Raw genomic sequence first — 22,497 nt, 5'->3', positions numbered from 1 at the left:
CAACCATGAACCCACGTATCACTTCCGTGCTGGCGATGCTGGCCGCGGTATCCCTTCCAGCCATGGCGGCCGTCGGCGCCGACGAGGCGGCAAAACTAAAATCCGAATTGACGCCGCTGGGCGCCGAAAAAGCTGGCAACAAGGACGGCAGCATTCCCGCCTGGACCGGCGGCCATACCACCGCCATTCCCGGCGACAAGGCCGGGGGAAGGCGCGGCGACCCGTTCAAGGACGAGAAACCGCTGTACACCGTCAACGCAAAGAACGCCGAGCAGTACGCCGCCGTGCTGACCGACGGCACCAGGGCCATGCTGAAGAAGTACCCGGAATTCCGGCTCGATGTCTATCCGACCCACCGCACCGGTGCGGCGCCGCAATGGGTCTATGACAACACTTTCAAGAACGCCACCCGCGCCAAGATGACCGGCGACATTACCAGCGGCGCCTATGGCGGCATTCCGTTCCCGATTCCTAAAACCGGCGCCGAGGTGATGTGGAACCACATGCTGCGTTGGCGCGGCACGGCGTGGCAGTTCAACGTCAATCAATACCAGTTGACGGCCGATGGCAAGGCCGTACTGACCACCAGCGGCACCGGCGACCAGCAGATGCCCTACTACTTCCAGGACGGCACGCCGGAGCAATTCGCCAAGGGTAACGAGTTCTGGCTGCTGCGCCTGATTAACTCCGGACCGCCGATTCGCGCCGGGGAAGCGATCGTCGGTCGCACCAATATCGATCCGGCCAAGGACGCGGCGTGGGTCTACCTGACCGGCCAACGCCGCGTTCGCAAGCTGCCGAACCCTTGCTGCGATACGCCGACGCCGTCCACTGCCGGCGTGATGAGCTTTGACGAGATCGAGACCTGGAACGGCCGCACCGACCGTTTCGACTGGAAACTGATCGGCAAGCAGGAGATGCTGATCCCGTACAACGGCAACAAGCTGCTGCAGCCAAAGACCGATGCGGAGGTGCTGGGCAAGGCTTACCTGAATCCCGATCACGTGCGCTGGGAACGCCATCGCGTGTGGGTGGTGGAGGCCACGCTGCGCGCCGGCCAGCGCCACCAGGCGCCGAAGAGCCGCTACTACTGCGACGAGGATACGTGGAACTGTGTGCTGGGCGACCGCTGGGACGCCAACGGTCAACTTTGGAAGACACTGTGGTCGCAGACATTCGTGGCCCCGGACCTGCCTGGCACGGTCATCGGCGCCTTCGGCTTTAGCGACCTGATATCCGGCACCGGTTTTGTCGGCAATCTCTACAACGCCAAGGCATCGCAATATCCGCTGAAGCCGCGCTACCAGGACAGCGTCTTCACGCCGGACGCAATGGCTGGCGAGGGTGCACGCTGATGTCCATGAAATTGAATTTACTGGCCGTTGGGCTGCCGCTGGCGGCGCTGGCCTGCAGCGCTACGGCAGGCGCTCCCGGGTCGCCGGCCCCAGCGCCCGCCGCGGTCACGGCGGCCATGCAACGTCCTGCCGTGCTGTCCCGCACCGCCGCGCAATCGGTGCTACTGGGTGCAGCCAAAGCGGGCAAACGCATCGTCGCCGTCGGCGAGCGCGGTGTGATTCTGTTTTCGGACGACAACGGCTGGACCTGGCGGCAGGCAGCCGTTCCCACCAGCGTCACGCTGACGTCCGTGCGCTTTGCCGATGCCCGCAACGGCGTGGCCGTCGGCCATGCCGGCGTGGTGCTGACCTCCGCCGACGCCGGGGCCAGCTGGAAACCTGTGCTGGACGGCCGGCGCATCGCCGCGCTGGCGCTGGCTGCGGCAAAGGCGACCAATGACGATGCCGCCATTCGCGAAGCCGAACGCCTAGTAACCGACGGCGCCGACAAGCCGCTGCTCGACGTCTGCCTGCTCGGCGCCGGCCGCGTGCTGGTGGTCGGCGCCTACGGTCTGGCCCTGGCCACTGAAGACGGTGGCCGCACATGGGCGCCGTGGATGCAACGCATCGACAACCCCAAGGGAATGCACCTGAACACCGTGCGGCGCCAGGGCGACACCATCCTGATCGGCGGCGAACGGGGACTGGCGCTGCTGTCCAGCGACGGTGGCGCCAGCTTCCGGCGCTTGACCGTCCCCTATCAAGGCAGCTTCTTCACCGCGGAATTATCGAACGGTGGCAGCATGGTCCTGGCCGGTCTGCGCGGCAACGCCTGGCGGTCGACCGACGGCGGCGGCAGCTGGAGCCAACTGGCCAGCCCGATGCCGGTCTCGATCACCGCCTCGGCCGAACGCGCCGACGGCACGCTGGTCTTCGCTAACCAGGCAGGCATGCTGTTGACGCTGCGTGGCCAGACGTTGGTCCCTGCTCAGGCAAAGCCGATGGCGCCACTCAACGGCGTACTGGAAACGGACAACGGCAGCCTGCTGGCCCTGTCCGTTCAAGGACCGATCATCGCGGGAGCGGCGCGATGAAAATGAACGACCAGCTTCCCCCAGCGGCGCCCGGCGACTTGTCGCAGTTCGACAGCGCTTCAGGCTCCATCGTCGAACGCCTGCTGTTCAACCACCGTCTACTGGTGGTGATCGCCTGCGCACTGGTCACCATCTTGCTTGGCTGGCAGACCAGCAAGCTGTCCATCAACGCCAGCTTCGAGAAAACCATCCCGGCGCAGCATCCCTACATCCAGAACTACCTGCACTACCAGAACGAGCTCACCGGATTGGGCAATGCGGTGCGCATCGCGGTGGATAACCCCGAGGGCAGCATCTACGATCCCGCTTACCTCGACACGCTGCGCAAGTTGAGCGAGGAAGTATTCCTGGTGCCGGGCGTCGCGCGCAACCAGATGAAGTCCCTGTGGACACCAGGCACGCGCTGGGTCGGCGTGACGGAGGAAGGCCTGGAAGGCGGCCCGGTGATCCCGGACGGCTACGACGGCGGCGCTGGCAGCCTGGCGCAGCTCAAGGCCAACATCGCCCGTTCCGGCGAAATCGGCCAACTGGTGTCGTTCGACGGCGCGTCGAGCATCATCTATGTGCCGATCCTGGTGCGCGATGCCGAAGGCAAGTTGCTTGACTACGGCCATTTCGCCCAACGGCTTGAAGCGTTGCGCGTCAAGTACGAGCAACAAGGTGTACGCATCCACATCACCGGTTTCGCAAAACTGGTCGGTGACCTGATCGACGGCGTGCGCGCGGTGCTGTTGTTCTTCGCCATCGCCGTCGCCATCGCCACCGCCATGGTTTACTGGTACACCGGCTGCTGGCGTTCGACCGCGCTGGTGGTGCTGGCGTCGCTGGTGGCCGTGGTGTGGCAGCTCGGCATGCTGCCGATGCTGGGCTACGCGCTTGACCCCTACTCCATCCTGGTGCCCTTCCTGGTCTTCGCGATCGGCATGAGCCATGGCGCCCAAAAGATGAACGGCATCATGCAGGACGTCGGCCGCGGCATGCACAAGCTGGTCGCAGCCCGCTTTACCTTCCGCCGCCTGTTCCTCGCCGGGCTGACCGCGCTGCTGGCGGACGCCGTCGGCTTCGCCGTGCTGTCGGCCATCGACATCGCCGTCATTCGCGAACTCGCGGTGGCGGCATCGCTCGGCGTCGGCATGCTGATCGTCACCAACCTGATCCTGCTGCCGATCCTGCTCAGCTATATCGGCGTCAGCCCGAAGGCCGCAGCACGCAGCCTGCGCGCCGAGGAAGCGGCAGCCAACGGCGGGTCGCGCCACGCTTTGTGGGCTTTGCTGGACCGGTTCACGCAACGCCGCTGGGCTACCGGCGCGATCGTCACCGGCGTGCTGCTGGCGGCCGGGGCCTATGCCTTGAGCACCCAGTTGAAGATCGGCGACCTCGATCCCGGCGCGCCGGAGCTGCGCGCCGACAGCCGTTACAACCGTGACGTGGCCGCGCTCAACGCCGCGTATGGCGCCGCCAGCGACGTCCTTGCGATCATGGTCAAGACCGCCGACGGCCAGTGCTCCCAATACGACACGCTGAACAAGATCGACGCGCTCGAATGGCAGTTGCGCCAGCTTGACGGTGTGGAGAACACCAACAGCCTGGCGCTGCTGAACCGCCGCGTTCTGGCCGGTCTGAACGAAGGCAGCCCGAAATGGTATGAGTTCCTGCCCAACCAGGACATGCTCAACACCGTCACCGCCGGCGCGCCGCGCGGCCTTTACAACGACAGCTGCAACCTGCTGACGGTCTACGTCTACCTGCGCGACCACAAGGCCGATACGCTGGCGCGCGTGGTGTCGCATGTCGAAGCCTTCGCAGCCTCGAACAACACCAAGGACACGCAGTTTTTGCTGGCGGCCGGTTCGGCCGGCATCGAGGCGGCCACCAACATCGTGGTGCGCGACGCCTGGCGCACCATGCTGGTCCTGGTGTACGCCGCGGTGGTGTTGCTGTGCTTCGTCACCTTCCGCTCCTGGCGCGCGGTGGTGGTGGCGGTGCTGCCGCTGATGCTGACTTCCGTCATGGCCGAAGCCTTGATGGTCTTGTTCGGTATGGGCGTCAAGGTCGCCACCTTGCCGGTGATCGCCCTCGGCGTCGGCATTGGCGTCGACTATGCGCTGTATATCCTCAGCATCACGCTGGCGCAGCTGCGCAGGGGCGCCAGCCTGTCGGACGCCTACTTCCGCGCGCTGATGTTCACCGGCAAGGTCGTGATGCTGACCGGCGTCACGCTGGCAATCGGCGTCGTCACCTGGGTGTTCAGCCCGATCAAGTTCCAGGCCGATATGGGTTTGCTGCTGGCCTTCATGTTCATCTGGAACATGCTGGGCGCGCTAATCCTGGTGCCGGCGTTGGGGCACTTCCTGCTCAAACAGACAAAACAGAATTAACCACCAAGGAGCTTCAATGTTTCGCTATTTCCCCACCAACTACGTCTGGGACCTCTCCATCAACCTGGCCATCGAAATGGGCGCCAAGATGGGCGAGATCCAGGAGATGTGCGCGCCGCTGCGGGAAGCGGCTGACCAGCCCGACGCGGCCGGTACGCAAGCCTTTCGCACCACGTGGGTACGAATGGCCGACAAGCTGTGCGATCTGGCGGCGGAGGACGAGGCGCGCGGCCGGCTCATTTCCGCCGGCGACAAGTACGGCCGCGCCGCCACCTACTACCTGACCGCCGAGCGCCTTCAGGCGCACGGCGCCGAAGGCCGCGTGGCGCTGTATCGGCGTTTTCAGGAAGTATTCAACAAGGGCATCCGCATGGCCGGCGAGAACTGCGAGCGCGTCGAGATCCCGTATGGCGACAGCCACATCTCGGGCCTGCTGGTGCGCGCCGAGGGCGTCAGCGGCCGCGCGCCGATACTGTTGCAGCTCAACGGTCTCGATTCGACCAAGGAGATGAAGTACCGCGTCGGCCTGCCGCGCTGGCTGGCCCAACGGGGCGTGTCGTCCCTGATCATCGACCAGCCGGGCACCGGCGAGGCGCTGCGCCTGCAAGGCCTGACCGCCGTCTACAACGCCGAACTGTGGGCCAGCAAAGTGGTCGACTGGCTGGAAACCCGCGCCGACGTCGACCCCAAGCGCATCGGTTGCGAAGGGGTGTCGCTGGGCGGCTACTACTGCCCGCGCGCGGTGGCCTTCGAGCCGCGCTTTGCCTGCGGCGTGGTCTGGGGCGCCAACCACGACTGGCGCGACGTGCAAAAGAAGCGCTTGCAGAAGGAAGGCAGCTTCCCGGTGCCGCACTACTGGCAGCACGTGCAGTGGGTGTGGGGCGCCAAGGACATGGACGACTTCATGCGCATCGCCGAGAACGTCCACCTGGACGGTGTGGTCGAGCGTATCAAGGTGCCGTTCCTGGTCACGCACGGCGAGAAGGACTCCCAGATTCCGCTCCACTGGGCGCAGCGCACCTACGACCAGCTGGTCAACAGCCCTAAACGCGAACTGAAGATCTTCACCGACCGCGAAGGCGGTGTGCAGCACTCCAGCTTCGACAACTCCGCCAACGCCGGTGCCTACATCGCCGACTGGGTCGCCGAAACGCTCGGCGGCCGCGTCTCCATCTAAAAGGATCACCCATGAACATTATCGGACCAGATGCATTGATTTTCGGCGTCGACGACGTCGCCGCCTGCAGCCAATACCTGACAGACTATGGCCTGACGCCGGTGGACGCCACCGCCGCCGGCGGCCGCTTCGAAGCGCTGGACGGCACCGCCATCGTCATCGCCCACAAGGACGATGCCGCGCTGCCGGCGCCGCTGCCGACCGCCAGCATGTTGCGCAAGACCGTCTACGGCGTGGCCGACCAGGCCACACTGGAGGCGTTGGCCGGCGACCTGTCGCGCGACCGGGACGTCAGGCTGCTGCCGGACGGCTCGTTCGAAACCACCGACGATGCCGGTTTCGTGCTGGGCTTCCAGGTCACGGTGCGCCGCGCCATTGCTGTCGCTGCCGAGACGGTCAATGCGCCGGGGGCTGCGGCCCAGCGCGGACCGAACGTGGTCGCCGTCGACGAGCAGGCCTTGGTGCGGCCGCGCACCCTTTCGCACGTGGTCTACTTTGTCCCGGACGTGGCCAGGGCCGAGGCCTTCTACGTCGAGCGCCTCGGCTTTCGTTGCACCGACCGGCTGGCCGGCGCCGGCCCCTTCCTGCAGCCGGCCGGCACACTGGACCACCACACGCTGTTCCTGATCCAGACGCCGCCATTCATGCAGGGTGTGGAGCACTTCACCTTCCACCTCGGCGGCCCGACCGAGTTGATGTTGGCCGGTACCCGGTTCGTCAACAAGGGATACCAGTCGTTCTGGGGCCCGGGCCGCCACAAGTTCGGCTCCAACTGGTTCTGGTACTTCAACAGCCCGCTGGGCTGCCACGTGGAATACGACGCCGACATGGACTTGCACGATGCCAACTGGCAGGCGCGCACCACACCGATGAGCGCAGACGCTTCGCAGTTGTTCCTGTTCCAGTCGCGCGAAAAGTGGGCGCCGGGAGGTCCGCCACCAGGCGCAACTGGCGGGCCACCTGGCGCGGCGCCAGGCCGTCCGGGACCGGCACGCTAAGCCCGTGCGCGCCGGCGCCACCCTGCTCTGTCATCTGGCCGACCTGCCGGATGGCGACGCGCGCGGCTTCGATCCGCAGCGCACCGGCCAGGACAGCGTGCTGGTGGTGCGCAAGGGGCAGCGATTGCACGCCTACCGCGACCTGTGCCCGCACTATGGCGACACGCCCATGGCCTGGCGCCGCCATGCTTACCTCAATGCCGAGCGCAGCCAACTGGTCTGCGCGGCGCACGGCGCGCTGTTCGAGATCGAGAGCGGACTCTGTACACGGGGACCATGCCTCGGCCAGTCGCTCGCGCCGGTGCGCCTGGAAGTGTCGGACGACGGTGCGGTTTATCTGGTGGACGCGCCCTGACCACGGCGCAAGTATCGGCGATTCCGATACTGCGTATGTACACAATCAATTTTACAAATACCCGACCCGTCGTCAGACTGGCCTGCAATAAAACCTATACAGAAGGAGACAACATGGTATCGCCCGCAAAAAAAATCCTCATCATCGGCGGCGGCTTTTCCGGCATGGCGGCCGCCATCCAGTTGCGCAAGCAGGCGCTGGACGTCGACTTGGTGGAAATCGATCCCGGCTGGCGCTCCTATGGCGCCGGCATCAGCCTTGGCGGCGCCACGCTGCGCGCCTTCCAGACGCTCGGCATTCTGCCGCAATTCCTGGAACAGGGCGCGGCCAGCGACGGTGTCGACCTGTTCCTGGCCCACGGCCAGCATATCGGCATCTTGCCGACGCCGCGCCTGGCCGGGCCGGACGTGCCGGGCGGCGGCGCCATCATGCGCCCGGTACTGGCGCGCATCCTGGCCGACGCCACGCGCGCCAGCGGCGCCAACATCCGCCTGGGCTGCACCTTTACCGCGCTGCGCCAGCACGCCGACGGCGTCGAGGTAGACTTCACGGACGGCAGCACCCACAGCTACGACCTCGTGATCGGCGCCGACGGCCTGTATTCGCACGTCCGCGCCCATGTGCTGCCTGATGCGCCCAAGCCCGTCTACAGCGGACAGTGCGTCTGGCGCGCCGTGCTGCCCCGCCCGCCGGAAGTCGAACGCGCAATGATGTGGCTTGGACCGAAGATCAAGACCGGCGTCAATCCCGTCTCGCGCGACCAGATGTATTTGTTTGTGACCGAGGACCGGGTCGACAACGTCGCCATCGATCCCGCCGGGTTCGCGCCCATGCTGTCGGCGTTGCTGGCGCCGTTCCCTGCACCCCTGATGCAACAATGCCGCGCGCAGATCGAACAGGCCGCCGCCAGCGACAACCTGATCGTCTATCGCCCGCTGGAATCGCTGCTGGTACAGCAGCCGTGGCATAGCGGCCGCGTCGTTCTAATCGGCGACACCGTGCACGCCACCACGCCGCACATGGCGTCCGGCGCGTGCATCGGCATCGAAGACGCGATCGTGCTGGCCGAGGAACTGGAAGACGCGGCCAGCATCGAGCAGGCGCTGGCGCGGTTCGAGGCGCGGCGCTGGGAACGCTGCCGCCTGGTGGTGGAGAATTCCGCCCGTCTCGGCGAGATCGAAATCACCGGTGGCGACAAAGCCGAGCACGCACAGATCATGCGCGACACGCTCATCGCGCTGGCCGCGCCGATCTGACGCGCCGGGAGCCGCTCATGAGCAACGACAATAGCAAGCAAGAGCGCTGGCCGGCCCGCCTCGCGCTGATGGTGGCGCACTGCGCCGGCATGGTGGACCTGGTGGCGCTGCCGGTCTGGGTCGGCACCTTGATCACCCGCTATGGCCTCGATCCGCAGCAGGCCGGCACGCTCGCCACGCTGTTTCTGCTCGGCGCGGTCGGCAGCAGCCTGCACTGCGCGCCGCGCTTCCACCGCCTGCCGGCCGCACACGTGGCGGCCGCCGGATTCGGCGTCGCCTCGCTGGCCTTCCTCGGCCTGACGCGCACCAGCGACTTCGCGACGATGGCAGCGCTGCACGCGCTGGCCGGCGCCGCCGCCGGCAGCGCCTTGAGCATGACCCACGGGACCATCGGCCGCAGCGCCCGCCCGCACCGCACCTTCGCAATGGCTGGCCTGGCGCTGGCGGTGTTCGGCGTGGTCTTCCTGGGCGCGATGCCCGGCGTGGTGGCCGCACAGGGTGGACCGGCGTTGTTCTACGCCTTCAGCGGCGTGATGCTGGTGGCCACGCTGGTGTCCATCGCCGCGTTCCCGCGCGCGCAACCATCGTTGCTGGCCACAACCGGCGGCGCCGACGCACCATTGAGCCGCGCGGTGTGGTTCACCGCGATCGGCATCAGTTGCATGGGCCTGGTGCAGGCCATGATGTTCAGCTTTGTCGAACGCATCGGCGCCGATCGCGGCTACACCGTCAGCGCCGTCACCGGGGTGCTGATCGCGCTTGGCCTGGTCAACCTGCTGCCTGCGCCGATCGCCGCGCTGCTGGAAAAACGGCTGCCGGCGCGCATGGTGGTGCTGGCCGGGCCCGTGGTGCAAGCCGCGCTGGCGCTAGTGATTACGCAAAGCAGCGCGTTTCCGCCCTACGCCGCCGCCACGGCCTGTTTCGTCGCGGTGATGATCTTTACCCATACCTTCGCCTTTGGGCTGCTGGCCCAGCTGGATCCTGCGGGCCGGGCCCTGTCGGCCACGCCGGCCATGTTGATGACCGGCGCAGCGATCGGCCCTATCCTGGGCGGCACGCTGGTCAAGAGCGCCGGCTACGGCACTCTTGGCATCGCGGCCGTGGTCATCGCGACAATTTCAGTGGTCTGCTTTGCGCAGGCCGGCCGCCGGCGCGCGCCCGTTCTTCCCTGAATCGAAGGAATCCATCATGCCATTGCCATTTCCAGCTATTCATCGCGTGGTCACCGGCCACGATGCCGAAGGCCGCGCCCTGATCGTCTCCGACGGACCGCCACCTACCGTGGTGGAAGTCAGCGCCATTCCCGGGACCGTGTTCCATGAAATATGGAGCACCACCGGCTCGCCGGCCCCTGTCGACAACGGCGCCGATCCTACCCTTGGACCACTAGTGCTGCCACCGCCGGCGCAAGGAACGCGCGTGCGCTTTGTCGACATTCCGCCCGATACCGAAGACTTGCTGGCGCACGGCGCAAGCCGCATGCACGACGCCTTCAGCCAGATCGGCGACGCCGATGCCTCGACCGTCAAGCCGGGGTCACCCCATCCGTTAATGCACCGCACCGAGTCGGTCGACTACGGCATCGTCATCGAGGGCGAGTTGACGCTGGTACTGGACGCGTCGGAAGTCCGGCTGAAGCCAGGCAGCGTGGTGGTCCAGCGCGGCACCAATCACGCGTGGGCCAATCGCTCGCGGCATCCTTGCCGGATGCTTTTCGTATTGATCGACGGGGTCTATGACCCCGACATAGCCAAGGAACTGCAACGATGAAATTCGCCACACTCGATGACCACACGCCCGATGGCCGCCTGTTGCTGGTCTCGCGCGACCTGTCGCGCTGCATTGATGCCGGCGTCGTCGCCCCCACCCTGCTGTACGCGGTGCAGCACTGGCGGGAGGTGGAAGCGCCGCTGATGCGCATCTATGAGTCGCTCAACGGCGACGCGCAGGCCGGCCAGCCGTTCGATCCGCGCCGGTGCGCCGCGCCGATGCCGCGCAGCCCGCAGTGGTGCGACGGCTCGGCCTTCCTCAACCACGCCAACCTGATGGCGCAAGCGTTCGATACGCCGCCGATACCCGACCTGACGACCATCCCGCTGATGTATCAAGGCGCCAGCGACGATTTCCTCGGTCCGCATGCGGACGTGGCGCTGCCGAGCGAAGCGGACGGCATCGACTTCGAGGGCGAATTCGGCGTGATCGTCGACGCGGTGGCAATGGCCGCCACGCCGGAAGCGGCGCTGCGTCAGGTGCTGCTGGTGGTGCAGCTCAACGACTGGAGCCTGCGCACCTTTGGTCCGCGCGAAATGCGTACCGGCTTCGGCTTCCTGCAGGCCAAGCCGTCGACCAGTTTCGCGCCGGTGGCCGTCACTCCCGATGAACTGGGCAACGCATGGACGGAAGGCCGCGTCTATCTGGACCTCGAAGTGAAGTGGAACGGTGAGCGCTTCGGTCAACCACATGGTGGCGAGATGAACTTCAGCTTTGGCGATTTGATCGCCCATGCGGCGCGCACCCGGCGCCTGACCGCCGGCACCATCATCGGCACCGGCACGGTCTCCAACGTCAGCCGCGCGGCCGGCTCGGCGTGCATCGCCGAACGGCGCGTGATCGAGATGATCGACAAGGGCGGCGCCGAGACGGGCTTCATGCGGTTCGGCGACATTGTGCGCATGGAAGCGCGCTGGCCGGGCGCCGGTACCGGGCCATTCGGCATCATCGAGCAACAGGTGGTGCAGGTCAAGGTGGGGACATGAGCCATATCCTGGTCACCGGGGCCGACGGCTTCGTCGGCCGCGTGCTGGTGCGCCGCCTGCTGGCGCAAGGCGGCCATGCGCTGACGCTGATCGACCATCGCTTCGAGCATGGGCCGGCAGCCGACAGCGTACGTCAGTTCAAAGGCAGCTTTTGCGGGCCGGAGATTCTCGACCATGCGCTGGATCGGCCAGCCGATATTGTATTCCACCTCGCCAGCGTGCCGGGTGCGCTGGCGGAGCGCGACTACGAACTGGGCCGCGAGGTCAACCTGTACGCCACGCTCTCCCTGGCGCACCGGTTGGCGGACCAAGGGCGCATGACGGGCAGCGCGCCGCGCTTCGTTTTCGCCAGTTCGGTCGCAGTTTACGGCCCATTGGGCCCGGCGCCCGTACGTGAAGACCAGATGCCGCAACCGGCCCTCAGCTACGGCGCGCACAAATGGATGACGGAAATCGCGCTGGCGGACTTGAGCCGGCGCGGCGACATCGACGCCGTCAGCCTGCGCCTGCCGGGCATCGTCGCCCGTCCCCCAGGCGAATCGGGCCACGGCAGCGCCTTTATGAGCCTTGTCATGCACAAGCTAGCCGCAGGCCAGCCCTATGTTTGTCCGGTCTCGGCAACAGCCACGGGATGGTGGATGTCCTTGCCCTGCTGCGTGGACAATCTGCTGCACGCGGCCACCATGAACACGGCCGGCGCGCCGCCTTCGCGCACCTGGCAGCTGCCCGTTCTGCATCTCGGCATGGAAGAAATCGTGGCGGCGCTGGCAAGCCGCTATGGCCAGCAGTGCCGGAATCTCGTCTCGTTCGCGCCGGATGAACGGATCGAAGCGCTGTTCGGCCGCTATCCACCATTGCATACGCCGGCCGCGCTGGCGGCCGGCTTCCGCCACGACGACAATGCCGGCCTGCTGATAAAAGCGGCGTTGTCGTAGCATTTAGTCCAGCAGCAGTTCCTGACTCAGCGCCAGGTCGGCCGAATTTTGGCCGGCCGATAGCGTCACGCGGCCTTTGGGCATCACCCACCGGCCCGTCTTTTCATCCCAATACGACAGCTGGCGCCGTTCGATGGGGATCGTGACTACACGCTCCTCGCCTTTGCCCAGTTCGACGCGCGCGAATCCGACCAGTTTCGCCACCGGCGTCTCTATCGCCGCCGGCAACTTGCCGCTGTAGACTTGAACGACAGTGGTGCCGGCGCGGGCGCCGGAATTCTTTACCCGGACTGAAACGGTCGCCGCCGCGCCGCTGCCGGCGGGCTTGCGCACCTGAAGGTCGCTCAAACGATACGTGGAGTACGACAGCCCGAAGCCGAACGGAAACAAGGGCTGCTGGCCGTGCTTTTGCAAATAACGATAGCCTACCATGATGCCTTCGTCATAGCGCACCGTGCCGCCGCCGCGATATGGACGTACGCCCTGGCTTTCATCCGCCGGGAACGAAATTGGCAGTCGGCCGCCGGGGTCGGCGTCGCCGAACAACACGCTCGCAATACCGGTGCCCGCCGCAGCGCCGGGGTACCACATCTGCACCACGCCCTTGACCTTGGACAGCCACGGCATCTTGACGGCGCCCCCGGTGTTGAGCACCACCACCGTATTGGGGTTGACGGCCGCCACGGCTTCAACCAGCGCGTCCTGGTCGGCTGGCAACGCGTAATCGTCGCGGTCCATCTCTTCGCCCGTCACCTGATTGACGAACACCACCGCCACATCCGATTTGCGCGCCAGCGCCACTGCCTCCGGGATCTGCGACACCGGCTGCCATCCCAACTGCATACGGCTGCCCGTGAAGGCACCGCGCGTCGAATACTCAACCTCGATCCGGACCTTGCGGCCCGCCGACAGCTGCACCGTTCCCTGGAGCGGATAGGTCGATGGGCCGGACCCGGGGAAGCCTTCGGCGGTAGACCGCAAGCCTTCGATGACGGCCTTGCCGTCCACGGTCACCTTGACGGTCCCGCTAACGGAGGCCGCCAGCCGCACCAGGCCATCCCCCTGCGGCGTATAGTCGGCAGTCCACCTGGCCGACCATTTGGCCGGCAGCGCGGCGTTCGGTCTTGGTTTGACATCGATGCCTAGCACGGTTTCCTGCAGCGCGAGCTCGCCGTTGGGCTCCTCGCTTGCGTAGTAGCGAGCATGCCAGCCCGGTTTTCCATCCGGCGTCGTCAGCGCCGCCGGCGGAGCGAATATGCCGCCGTCAGCCGACAACGTCGGCAGCGTAACATCCCCCAGCGACCCCTGGGCATAAACCACCTTGGCGCCGGTGCCGGCTGCGGCGATGGCGTCGACCGGTGTGGCAAACTGTCCCGGATCGACAAAGCTGGACCACATGACACCTGTCACCGTCTCCTTGCCCGCAGGGCCGATCACGGCGATCTGGCCGCTACGTTTTAACGGCAACACACCGCCTTCGTTTTTAAGCAGTACCATGCCCGCCTGCGCCACCTTCAACGCCAGGGCTTGGTGCGCGGGCGTGGTGACCACGGCGGAAGGGGTATCGGTCACCGGCCTGTCATAGGCGCCGGTCGAGAACAAGGCCCACAGGTTGCGGCGCACGGCGTCGTCCAGCCTGGCCTGCGCGATACGGCCGTCGCGCAGGGCTTCGGGCTTGCGCAGGAATGGCTGCAGCGACCAGGAATCGATGCCGGCGTTGAACTGGGCTACCCCATCTTGCCCGCCCATGAAGTCCGTGGCCATGTAGCCATCGAACCCGTGCCGCTTGATCTGCGAAATCAGCGCCTGGTTCTCCAGCATGAACTTGCCGTTCACCTTCGGATATGAGCCCATCAGCGCACCAATTTTAGCTTTCTCGATCAGATAGTAGAACGGCAGGTTGTACACTTCATGCAGCGCGCGCGGCGATACCTCGACGCCCATCGTCAGGCGCTCGCGCTCCGTGTTGTAGGCGGTATAGTGCTTCGCCATCGCCACCACGCCCTCGCCCTGCATCGCGGCGGCCACCGCAGTCCCCATGACGGCGTTAAGCAAAGGATCTTCGCCGAAGGATTCCGTCAACCGCCCCGTAAGGCCGTCGCGCGCGACATCGACCGTCGGTCCGAGAATGATATTCCAGCCTTTGCCACGTGCTTCGAGCGCTATCGCCCTGCCGTACTCGGATGCCAGTTCCGCGCTGAACGTGGCGCCCAACTGCAGCGGCACCGGGAACGCCGTCACGCCGCGATCGCCGCGCAAACCCGACGAGGCGTCGACGCGGGTCATGGCCGGTATGCCAAGCGGCGCGAGGGGCGCGAATTCGGCCGGATCGACAGCGCTGACCAGCGCGACCTTCTGCTCCGGCGACATCGCCTTCAGCAGCTGCGCCGCGCGCACCTCGGCAGGCTGGTTAGCGTCGCGCCACGGCTGCGCCGCCACGTCCTGCCCCGCCGCGTGCGCCAGGCCGCCGACCGCCAGTGTCATGGCGACGGCGTAGCGTAAATTCTTCTTTATCTTCATTGTCTCTCTCCGTTGGAATAGATTAATGCGCCGCCGATGTCGGCAGCCGGCGAATGTACAGCCAGCCTAGCGTGGTGGTGAAGGCCACCGCCAGCGTCAGGGTCATGAACAGCGTCGAAGGCCCGCTTTGGATCAGGTATGGCGTGCCAAGCGCGGATACCGCCGCCAGCATGCGGGTGAAGAAGGTGGATGCTCCCTGGGCGGTCGACCGCAACAGCGTCGGAAACAGCTCCTGGCTCCACACCTTCCACATCGACTCGCCGGCGAAGGCTCCGCCGATGCCCTGCAAGATCTGCCATGCCGCCAGCGAGACGACGTTGACGCCGAATATCACCGGGATAGCCTGGCCGCCCACCGCGAGGATGCCGCCCACCAGGAACCACGACATACGCGAAGGCAAATCGACGGTGCGCATAAAGATGATCGCGCACAGGAAGGACACGGCCAACTGGAGGGTGTTGATCATGCCGGCGACCGACACCGACGTATGCGCCAGCTCGGTGTAGAGCAAGGTGCCGAACTGGCCGCCCGTATTGGCCGCCAGATTAAATACGCCGTAGAACAAGGCCAGCGCCACGAACGGACCAATGTAGCGGCGCCCGAACAGCTGGCGCAGGCCACTCGATTCGATGGCCACGCCCGCGAGATCCTTTTCGCCGCGCCGCGCGTGCGCCCTGACCCACTCCTGCGACTCGGGCAGCGTCGACCGAAGCCCAAGCACCAATAGCGTTACGATCAGGATGTGGGCCCACATGATGCGGCCACCGAACGCGCCAAGATCGCCCACCACGATCTGCAGCACGAACGCGACGCCGATGGCCGCCATCCACAGCACATGGGAAAAGGCGATTAGCCTGCCTTTGTAGCCAGGTGGCGCCTCTTCGGCGATCATCGCCATCGACACCGGCAAGTCGGCGCCGATGCAAAAGCCCACCACCGCCGTGCCGGCGTACAGCATCGCTACGCCGGGGGCGAACGCCAGCATCGCGGTGCCTATCGCCAGGCCGACCATCGTCACGGTGAACACCTTGCGGCGGCCGTAACGGTCGCCCAGGCCGCCGCCGACCAGCGCGCCGATCGCGAATAACGCCGTCAGCAACGCTGAAAGCTGGCCGATCTGCGACAGCGTCAGGCCGAAATGCTCCTTGTACAGCACCAGCGCACCGCCGCTGGTGATGATCGCGCCGGCGTCGAGGTACGAGGCCATGCCGGCCAGGATGGCGACCCGCCAGGCCGAGCGTGGCAGCTCGCGCAGGCGGGTTGCGGTGAAGGTGACGTCTTTCATGCAGGCTCCTCGCCGGACAGCCCAAGCCCGCATGCGCGAAACAGCCAGGTCGGCGAACAGCTCCACGCATGGCAGTAGCTATTGGCGTGGATGTCACCATAGGGCGACGTCAACGGATCCTCAGGATCGAAGGCTTCCCAGAAGGTGTCCGCGCCGGCGTCCAGCATCGCTCCCCAGTACGAACGCACCAGTTCAAGCGCCTCGTCGCGCATGCCGCAGGCCAGCATGGCCTCCGCCAGATAGTGGTAGGAGTACGGCGTAATCGGTCGCACGGCGGTTGGATCGGCCAGTGCGTTACGCAGCGCCGCCTGCGCGGTGGCCGGGGATTCGGGAATCTCCGCGAGCACCATCCACGCTTGCGTGGCGCACGAGACCTGCTGATCCGGCCCGCTGGTGTAAACGCCACGGCCCGCATGAAACAACTGCGTACGCGCTGCCGCGCACATGCCGTCGATGATGGCGGCATAGTGGCCGATCTCCGCCGAGGCACCCAGCATTTCCGCCAGCTTCACCATGCGGCGCAAGGCGAAAACGATGACCGCATGGGTCGCGGCGCTTTTATCCAGCCCGAAGGCCCAATCGATGAAGCACCAGGTCTCACCCGTATCGTGGAACATCAGCGTGTCGTCGAGCCTGGCCAGCAGGCAATCGATCTGCCGCCGTGCGACCGGCCATAGCTCCCGTCCACAATCGGTGTCGCCGGTCGCGGCCACATACTCTTGCAAAGTGACGCAGTACAGCGCCGCGTAGTCGAGCGTTGTGGTGTCCGCGTAGGTCGGCACCGGCCGCTCATAGACGCAGCCGTTCACCAGGCCGTCGGAACGCGGCAGGCCGGCGAACAGGTATAGGCAGCGTTTGACCACGTCGTTGGCACGGAACGTTTCGTAGCTGGCCAGCGCCTGCAGGCGCAGGTCGCCCACCCACAAGCGGCGATCCCGCCTTGGTCCATCCTCGAAACAGGTTTGCAGGCAGTCGCGCAGCGTGAACTGCGACACCAGGTCGACGCGCCTCACCCACTCTGGATAGCTATCCGGCAGCGACGAAGGCGCGCTGGTGGCTGATGTGACGGCATGCGCCGTCACGCGCTGGAAGCGTAATCCGAAGCGGCGCGAGGCGGCGAGCACCTCCACCTTCACATAGCGGAAGGCATGGCGGCGGCTCATCCGGAAGGCGGACGGCAGATCGTCGATCGTGACCACTTCGTCCGGCAACCATGCCGCGCTGACCCAGCCGCGGTAAGGGTAAAGCGGCTCGGCGACGTCGGTCGGCACCTCGCCGAAGGTCAGGCGCAGGCGAATCGGACTGTCCGCCACGCTACCGACAGGGCCGACGCGGAACGACAGGTAGCCTGTCAAATGTTCGCCGAAATCGACGATGAACTCTTCCCCCTCATGCCAGACGTGGTCGTCCAACGCCGCTCCGTCTGCGGTCTTGCGCATCACGAAACGCAGCGGCAGATCGGGCCTCGGCTGCGCCTCGACCAGCGCGTCGGCGCGCACGTCCCGCTCGATCAGCTGTGGGATCAACGCTTGCGCGGTGCTCAGGAACATCGTCACCGGTGCGCCGGCGGGCAAATTTATCCTGCGGGCTTCCTCCGCCGCGACGGCGCGCGCAATTTCTTCTGGACTAGGCTTCATGAACTCCTCTATGTTGGTCATTAGGGGCGTTTCCGGCGACCGGGAACGTATATGGATGGGATCAGGGGCATGCGCTGGCAGCCGGTGTCAGCGTCGGCTTCGACAATCTGCACCTGCACGCCGGCGCGCTCCAACATCTGGATGCCGGCATCGGGCGCGCCGGTGTCGGTGATGACGCGGGCGATCTTGTCGAGCGAGCACAGAAACATGCCGCCCTTGCTGGCGAACTTGGAGGAATCGGCCAGCACCGTCACCTGCTGCGCCTGCGGAATCAGGCGGTGCCCCGCCTGGATCAGCAAGGGGTCGGCTTCCATCAAGCCCAGCGACGACAGGCAATGAATGCCCATGAATAGGTGGTTGGCGTAGCAATACTGCATGGCCTCGCGCTCGAAAGGGCTCAGGATGACACCCTGCTCCGGATAGATTTTGCCACCGGCCAGTATTACCTCGTTGTCGGACGTGGTGATCGAATGGCGCGCCAACTCGAAGGAATTGGTCATCACGCGCATGCGCCTGCCGGCCATGAAATCGACCATCTGAAAAGTGGTGGTGCCGCCGCCGATCAATACCGTGTCGCCGTCGGCGCACAGTTCAACCGCGCGGCGGGCGATCGCGCGTTTGCGCTCCAGGTTGTGCGACATATTGGCCTCGAAGGACATGCTCCTGAGCCGTGGAGTGCCTTTCGGCTCCACGCGCCGCGCGCCACCGCGCGTGCGGCGCAGGTGCTGCGCCGCGTCGAGCAGGCGCAGGTCGCGCCGTATCGTCGCCACCGATACACCCAGCCAATCGACCAGTTGCGGAACCGTGGCGGCGCCGTGTTCGGCCAGTAGCCTCAGCACGCGCTTTTGTCGTTCTTGATGCGTCAAAACTGTCTCCTTGCTGCCATTTTTTTAATGGTCTCGCTAGTTAGCGGCACGGGAAAGGGATCAAAATCGCACGGTCGACCTTGCGGATGTCGCTCAAGCCGCAAAACGCCATGGTGAGGTCCAGTTCCTTGCGGATAAGCTCCAGGCATGTGGTCACACCCCGCTCCCCGCCGGCGCCGAGGCCGTACAGGAACGCGCGGCCGATGTAGACGCCGCGCGCGCCCAGCGCCACGGCCTTGATGACGTCCTGCCCCGAACGAATGCCGCCGTCCATATGGATCTCGATCCGGTCGCCCACGGCGTCGACGATGGCCGGCAATGCCGCGATGCTGGAAGGCGCGCCATCGAGCTGGCGCCCGCCGTGGTTGGAGACGATCAGCGCGTCGGCGCCGCTGCCGACCGCGTGCCGCGCATCCTCCGCGTCCATGATGCCCTTGATGATCAACTTGCCGCCCCAACGCTCCTTGATCCATTGGACGTCGTCCCACGACAGCGCGGGATCGAACTGCTGCGAAGTCCAAGCCGACAGCGACGACATATCGGAGACGCCCTTGGCGTGGCCGACCACGTTGCCGAAGCCGCGCCGGGACGTCGCCAACATGCCGGCGCACCAGCGCGGCCGGGTCATGAGGTTCAGAATGTTGGACAGGGTGAGCTTGGGCGGCGCCGACAGGCCATTGCGGATGTCCTTGTGGCGCTGGCCCAGGATTTGCAGGTCCAGCGTCAACACCAGCGCCGAGCAGTTGGCGGCCTTGGCGCGGTCGATCAGTCGCAGGATGAAGTCGCGGTCCCGCATGACGTACAGCTGCATCCAGAACGGCTTGCCCGTATGGGCGGCGACATCTTCGATCGAGCAGATCGACAGCGTCGACAGCGTGAAAGGCACGCCGGCCTTTTCGGCCGCCCTGGCGGCCAGGATCTCGCCGTCGGCATGCTGCATGCCGGTCAGGCCGGTCGGCGCCAGCGCCACCGGCATGCTGACATCCTGGCCGACCATCGTCGTCGCCAGCGTCCGGTTCTCAAGATTGACCGCGACGCGCTGGCGCAGCTTCATCGCAGCAAAATCATCGCTGTTGGCGCGGTAGGTCGATTCGGTCCAGGAACCGGAATCGGCATAGTCGTAGAACATGCGGGGAACGCGGCGTTGCGCCAGCACCCGCAGATCCTCGACACAGGTTATGACAGACATCGATACTCCCTCACAAATTACTCAGTTGCGCCGCGCTGACGGCGCGCCAGTGCCGCGCATAGGAAGCGAGCCCCAGCAAACGTAACGGCGTTACCGGTTCGGATGGGGAACCGGCCGGCAGGGCTTTTCCGGTAGCCAGCATCCAGCCGCCGGAAGTGGTGCCGCTGGCATCCTCCGAGACGGTAACGATGCGGCCGGGCCGCAACGCCGCCAGCAGCGGCCCGAAATATGGGTTGGCGCTGAAACTGCCCTCGATCACGACGGGCGCATCGCCATCCAGGCACTCAAGACAGTAATCGGTCATCAGTGCGCAGTACAGCGTGGCCAGCGCATAGCGCTCCGCCGCCGTCGCGGCCGGCGGGCCAAGTACGCGGCCCGGCTGTCCATTGAACGGCCCGCCGATGGGCGCAAAACACGGAACCGCGATCGTCATGCGTGCAATCAGGTGGGTCAGGTCGGCGACGCTGCATACCTCCGGCGCGACGCCGGCCAGTTCCGAGAATTCGCGCCCGCCCATGAAGCGCATGCACGACACGGGTGCGCCGGCGGCGCTGACGTTGGCCAGCATGTCCCGCCCCTCCGCCAGCGCGAGCACAGGCGCCCCCAAGGCGGCGGCGATCACCCAAGTACCGGTCGACAGCACTGTCTTGCGATGGCCATCCAGATGACGCAACAGCGATGCGTTGCTGTCGTGGATGCCGCAGACGATGCGGCAATCGGCACGCAGGCCGGTGCGGGCGGCAAGCTCCGGCAGCAGGACTCCCAGCACGGCGCCGGCGGGCCGCAGTGGCGGCATCAACTCCCGCCATTCCATTGCCTCCACCAGCGACGAATAGGCGCCGGCGCCGGGCTGCCACAAGTCCGTATGGCAGCCCAGCGATGTCACTTCAGCGGCGGGCACCCCGCTCAGACGCCATGCCCAATACTGCGGATACATCAAGATGTGTCGCGCGCGGCGGAACGCGCCGCCATGGTTGCGTTGCTGCCAATGCAGCTGCCTGCCCAGATTCAGGCCGGCCGGCAGCGCCGGCGAGCAAGTCTGAGCGAAAGGCGGCCGCACTTTCTCGTAGACCGGCGACAGCACCGGTTCCAGCGCCGCCTCGTAGTCCAGCACGGGCAGAACCAGGCCGTCGGCATCGACCAGCGCAGCGGTGGCGCCGTGGGCGACGGGCACGATGGCGCGTATATCGAAACGTCCCGCCCAGTCGCCCAGCGTCGCCAGCAGCCATGTCCAGATGCCGTCGATGTCGTGCTGGCGATATGGCGGCCGCGTCGACGGCTGATTGGCGCGCCGCGCTTCGACCAGCACCGCCGCCGAATCGTCGAGCGCTGTCAGCTTGACGTTGGTCTTGCCGATATCAAGCACGACGTACACCGCGCCGCTACCGTCCCCACTCATGCGTCCGAACCCTTCGCCCGCATCACACTATGCCCCCGCCGGAGCTGCGCACGGCTGGCCGCTCGGCGCCAACGCGGGCGCGATAGCCCTCCGCCCGATAGGCCGCGATCGGATCGATCGCGCCGCCCTGCTCCAGCCGCAGCATGGCCAGGATCGGCGAGACGTCGGTGGTGTACGCCTGCTTCAGCGTGCGGGTCGCGCTCAGCGCGTCGTTCGCCTCCTGGAATCCTGTCAGGGTTTCCCGATCGATCAGCAGCGCCTGTGTATAGGCGCGCTGCACCTCCATCGCGCTGTTCATCAGGCTTTCGATCGGATCGGTCACGTTGTGCGACTGGTCCAGCATGTAGGCCGGCTCGAAGTTGGTGGCGTGGCGCGTGGCCGCGTCAACCAATTCATTGAAGATCAAAAACAGCTGATAGGGATTGACCGAACCGCTGTCGAGGTCATCGTCGCCGTACTTGCTGTCGTTGAAATGGAAGCCGGCCAGCTTGCCGAATTGGACCAACCGGGCGACGATCATCTCGATGTTGACATTGGGCGCATGGTGGCCGAGGTCGACCAGGCAACGGGCCTTGTCGCCCAGCGTGCTGGCGGCCAGGTAGCTGCTGCCCCAGTCCTGCAGCACGGTCGAGTAGAAGGCCGGCTCGAACATTTTGTGTTCGAGGAACATGCTCCAGTCGTCCGGCAGCGCGGCGTAGATCTGGCGGTTGCTGTCGAGGTAGCGCTCGAAGCTGCGGGTGAAATTGTTCTGGCCGGGGAAGTTCGAGCCGTCACCGACCCACACCGTCAGCGCCTTGGAGCCGAGTTGCTTGCCGATCTCGATGCACTCGATGTTGTGCTCGACCGCCTGCTGGCGGGTCGCGGCATCAGCATGGCTCAGGCTGCCGAACTTGTAGCTCAGCGCTTGCCCGGGCTGGTCCTGGAAGGTGTTGGAGTTGACGCAGTCAAAGCTCAGGCCGAAGCTGGCGGCATGCTCGCGCAACTCCCGGTAGTCGCTCGCCTTGTCCCACGGTAGGTGGGGCGAGACCGTCGGCGTGGCACGGGTGAGCCGGTGCACCACGCCGCAGTCCTGGATTTTGTCGAACACATTGCGCGGCTCGCCCACGCCGGCGAAGCGCGCAAAGCGGGTGCCGCCGGTGCCGACGCCCCAGCTAGGCAGCGCGACCGCGAAAGTGCCGGCCTGCGCTTTGATCAGGCCGATGTCGATGTTACGGCGCGCCAATTGTTCGCCGAGCGCCGCGTAGTCCTGGCGCACGGCGTTGATCAGCGCCGCGTTGCCCGCCTCCACGGCGGAAGAAGTAATGACAGTGTTGTTCAT

Annotated in this window: 18 protein-coding genes; 11 read left to right on the top strand and 7 right to left on the bottom strand. The window is 65.9% G+C overall.

Features of this window, described 5'->3' with window-relative positions:
* The first annotated feature begins 5 nt into the window (after positions 1-5).
* The 11 genes from ACZ0BA_RS06350 to ACZ0BA_RS06300 all read left to right on the top strand — a co-directional run bounded on the left by ACZ0BA_RS06350 (position 6) and on the right by ACZ0BA_RS06300 (position 12,283).
* Positions 6-1,355: a DUF1329 domain-containing protein gene (locus tag ACZ0BA_RS06350; protein ID WP_463450478.1), complete on the top strand. Its 1,350-nt coding sequence runs from the start codon at positions 6-8 to the stop codon at positions 1,353-1,355.
* A 5-nt stretch (positions 1,356-1,360) separates the two neighbouring features.
* A complete protein-coding gene (locus ACZ0BA_RS06345) occupies positions 1,361-2,428 on the top strand; it encodes a WD40/YVTN/BNR-like repeat-containing protein (protein WP_463450477.1) in 1,068 nt (355 codons plus the stop codon).
* The gene (locus tag ACZ0BA_RS06340) at positions 2,425-4,806 is read left to right on the top strand and encodes an efflux RND transporter permease subunit (RefSeq protein WP_463450476.1); all 2,382 of its coding nucleotides are present in this window, start codon (positions 2,425-2,427) and stop codon (positions 4,804-4,806) included. Before ACZ0BA_RS06345 ends, ACZ0BA_RS06340 begins: the two co-directional genes overlap by 4 nt.
* A gap of 16 nt (positions 4,807-4,822) precedes the next feature.
* The gene (locus tag ACZ0BA_RS06335) at positions 4,823-5,983 is read left to right on the top strand and encodes an alpha/beta hydrolase family protein (protein WP_463450475.1); all 1,161 of its coding nucleotides are present in this window, start codon (positions 4,823-4,825) and stop codon (positions 5,981-5,983) included.
* Between the two features lie 11 nt (positions 5,984-5,994).
* Positions 5,995-6,981: a VOC family protein gene (locus ACZ0BA_RS06330; protein WP_463450474.1), complete on the top strand. Its 987-nt coding sequence runs from the start codon at positions 5,995-5,997 to the stop codon at positions 6,979-6,981.
* Between the two features lie 4 nt (positions 6,982-6,985).
* Complete coding sequence (locus ACZ0BA_RS06325) at positions 6,986-7,336, top strand: Rieske (2Fe-2S) protein (RefSeq protein WP_463450473.1); 351 nt, start codon at positions 6,986-6,988, stop codon at positions 7,334-7,336.
* Positions 7,337-7,449: 113 nt separating this feature from the next.
* Positions 7,450-8,592 (top strand): FAD-dependent oxidoreductase, encoded by a 1,143-nt coding sequence (locus tag ACZ0BA_RS06320; RefSeq protein ID WP_463450472.1) that lies wholly within the window; start codon positions 7,450-7,452, stop codon positions 8,590-8,592.
* Between the two features lie 17 nt (positions 8,593-8,609).
* Positions 8,610-9,764, top strand: a complete 1,155-nt coding sequence (locus ACZ0BA_RS06315; protein WP_463450471.1) for an MFS transporter — start codon at positions 8,610-8,612, stop codon at positions 9,762-9,764.
* 22 nt (positions 9,765-9,786) lie between these two features.
* Positions 9,787-10,362 (top strand): cupin domain-containing protein, encoded by a 576-nt coding sequence (locus ACZ0BA_RS06310; protein WP_463454713.1) that lies wholly within the window; start codon positions 9,787-9,789, stop codon positions 10,360-10,362.
* Positions 10,359-11,348: a fumarylacetoacetate hydrolase family protein gene (locus ACZ0BA_RS06305; protein WP_463450470.1), complete on the top strand. Its 990-nt coding sequence runs from the start codon at positions 10,359-10,361 to the stop codon at positions 11,346-11,348. Before ACZ0BA_RS06310 ends, ACZ0BA_RS06305 begins: the two co-directional genes overlap by 4 nt.
* Positions 11,345-12,283: an NAD-dependent epimerase/dehydratase family protein gene (locus tag ACZ0BA_RS06300; protein ID WP_463450469.1), complete on the top strand. Its 939-nt coding sequence runs from the start codon at positions 11,345-11,347 to the stop codon at positions 12,281-12,283. Before ACZ0BA_RS06305 ends, ACZ0BA_RS06300 begins: the two co-directional genes overlap by 4 nt.
* Positions 12,284-12,286: 3 nt before the next feature.
* Here ACZ0BA_RS06300 and ACZ0BA_RS06295 read toward each other — a convergent pair whose 3' ends face one another.
* From ACZ0BA_RS06295 to rhaI, 7 genes are read right to left on the bottom strand one after another with little or no spacing between them, the layout of a single operon-like run.
* Complete coding sequence (locus ACZ0BA_RS06295) at positions 12,287-14,803, bottom strand: beta-glucosidase (protein WP_463450468.1); 2,517 nt, start codon at positions 14,801-14,803, stop codon at positions 12,287-12,289.
* Positions 14,804-14,825: 22 nt separating this feature from the next.
* A complete protein-coding gene (locus ACZ0BA_RS06290; RefSeq protein WP_463450467.1) occupies positions 14,826-16,088 on the bottom strand; it encodes an MFS transporter in 1,263 nt (420 codons plus the stop codon).
* The gene (locus tag ACZ0BA_RS06285) at positions 16,085-17,725 is read right to left on the bottom strand and encodes an alpha-L-rhamnosidase-related protein (RefSeq protein ID WP_463450466.1); all 1,641 of its coding nucleotides are present in this window, start codon (positions 17,723-17,725) and stop codon (positions 16,085-16,087) included. The genes ACZ0BA_RS06290 and ACZ0BA_RS06285 overlap by 4 nt, the downstream gene beginning before the upstream one ends.
* A gap of 20 nt (positions 17,726-17,745) precedes the next feature.
* Complete coding sequence (locus tag ACZ0BA_RS06280; protein WP_463450465.1) at positions 17,746-18,591, bottom strand: DeoR/GlpR family DNA-binding transcription regulator; 846 nt, start codon at positions 18,589-18,591, stop codon at positions 17,746-17,748.
* Positions 18,592-18,631: 40 nt separating this feature from the next.
* Positions 18,632-19,780 (bottom strand): alpha-hydroxy acid oxidase, encoded by a 1,149-nt coding sequence (locus tag ACZ0BA_RS06275; protein WP_463450464.1) that lies wholly within the window; start codon positions 19,778-19,780, stop codon positions 18,632-18,634.
* Between the two features lie 10 nt (positions 19,781-19,790).
* On the bottom strand, positions 19,791-21,179 hold the full coding sequence (locus ACZ0BA_RS06270) for an FGGY-family carbohydrate kinase (RefSeq protein WP_463450463.1): 1,389 nt from the start codon (positions 21,177-21,179) through the stop codon (positions 19,791-19,793).
* 22 nt (positions 21,180-21,201) lie between these two features.
* Entirely contained in the window at positions 21,202-22,497 is a 1,296-nt protein-coding gene (rhaI, locus tag ACZ0BA_RS06265; protein ID WP_463450462.1) for an L-rhamnose catabolism isomerase, read from the bottom strand.

This window comes from Duganella sp. AC917, from assembly GCF_979258245.1.
The sequence above is the reverse complement of the archived record's forward strand: the minus strand, read 5'-3'. Positions and strand labels throughout refer to the sequence as shown.

Bases quoted from the DNA above. Each gene is read 5' to 3' on its own strand.
- ACZ0BA_RS06295 (WP_463450468.1), bottom strand. From the start codon at position 14,803: ATGAAGATAAAGAAGAATTTACGCTACGCCGTCGCCATGACACTGGCG.
- ACZ0BA_RS06300 (WP_463450469.1), top strand. From the start codon at position 11,345: ATGAGCCATATCCTGGTCACCGGGGCCGACGGCTTCGTCGGCCGCGTG.
- ACZ0BA_RS06340 (WP_463450476.1), top strand. From the start codon at position 2,425: ATGAAAATGAACGACCAGCTTCCCCCAGCGGCGCCCGGCGACTTGTCG.
- ACZ0BA_RS06335 (WP_463450475.1), top strand. From the start codon at position 4,823: ATGTTTCGCTATTTCCCCACCAACTACGTCTGGGACCTCTCCATCAAC.
- rhaI (WP_463450462.1), bottom strand. From the start codon at position 22,497: ATGAACAACACTGTCATTACTTCTTCCGCCGTGGAGGCGGGCAACGCG.
- ACZ0BA_RS06285 (WP_463450466.1), bottom strand. From the start codon at position 17,725: ATGAAGCCTAGTCCAGAAGAAATTGCGCGCGCCGTCGCGGCGGAGGAA.
- ACZ0BA_RS06345 (WP_463450477.1), top strand. From the start codon at position 1,361: ATGAAATTGAATTTACTGGCCGTTGGGCTGCCGCTGGCGGCGCTGGCC.
- ACZ0BA_RS06275 (WP_463450464.1), bottom strand. From the start codon at position 19,780: ATGTCTGTCATAACCTGTGTCGAGGATCTGCGGGTGCTGGCGCAACGC.
- ACZ0BA_RS06270 (WP_463450463.1), bottom strand. From the start codon at position 21,179: ATGAGTGGGGACGGTAGCGGCGCGGTGTACGTCGTGCTTGATATCGGC.
- ACZ0BA_RS06350 (WP_463450478.1), top strand. From the start codon at position 6: ATGAACCCACGTATCACTTCCGTGCTGGCGATGCTGGCCGCGGTATCC.
- ACZ0BA_RS06320 (WP_463450472.1), top strand. From the start codon at position 7,450: ATGGTATCGCCCGCAAAAAAAATCCTCATCATCGGCGGCGGCTTTTCC.
- ACZ0BA_RS06330 (WP_463450474.1), top strand. From the start codon at position 5,995: ATGAACATTATCGGACCAGATGCATTGATTTTCGGCGTCGACGACGTC.
- ACZ0BA_RS06290 (WP_463450467.1), bottom strand. From the start codon at position 16,088: ATGAAAGACGTCACCTTCACCGCAACCCGCCTGCGCGAGCTGCCACGC.
- ACZ0BA_RS06315 (WP_463450471.1), top strand. From the start codon at position 8,610: ATGAGCAACGACAATAGCAAGCAAGAGCGCTGGCCGGCCCGCCTCGCG.
- ACZ0BA_RS06305 (WP_463450470.1), top strand. From the start codon at position 10,359: ATGAAATTCGCCACACTCGATGACCACACGCCCGATGGCCGCCTGTTG.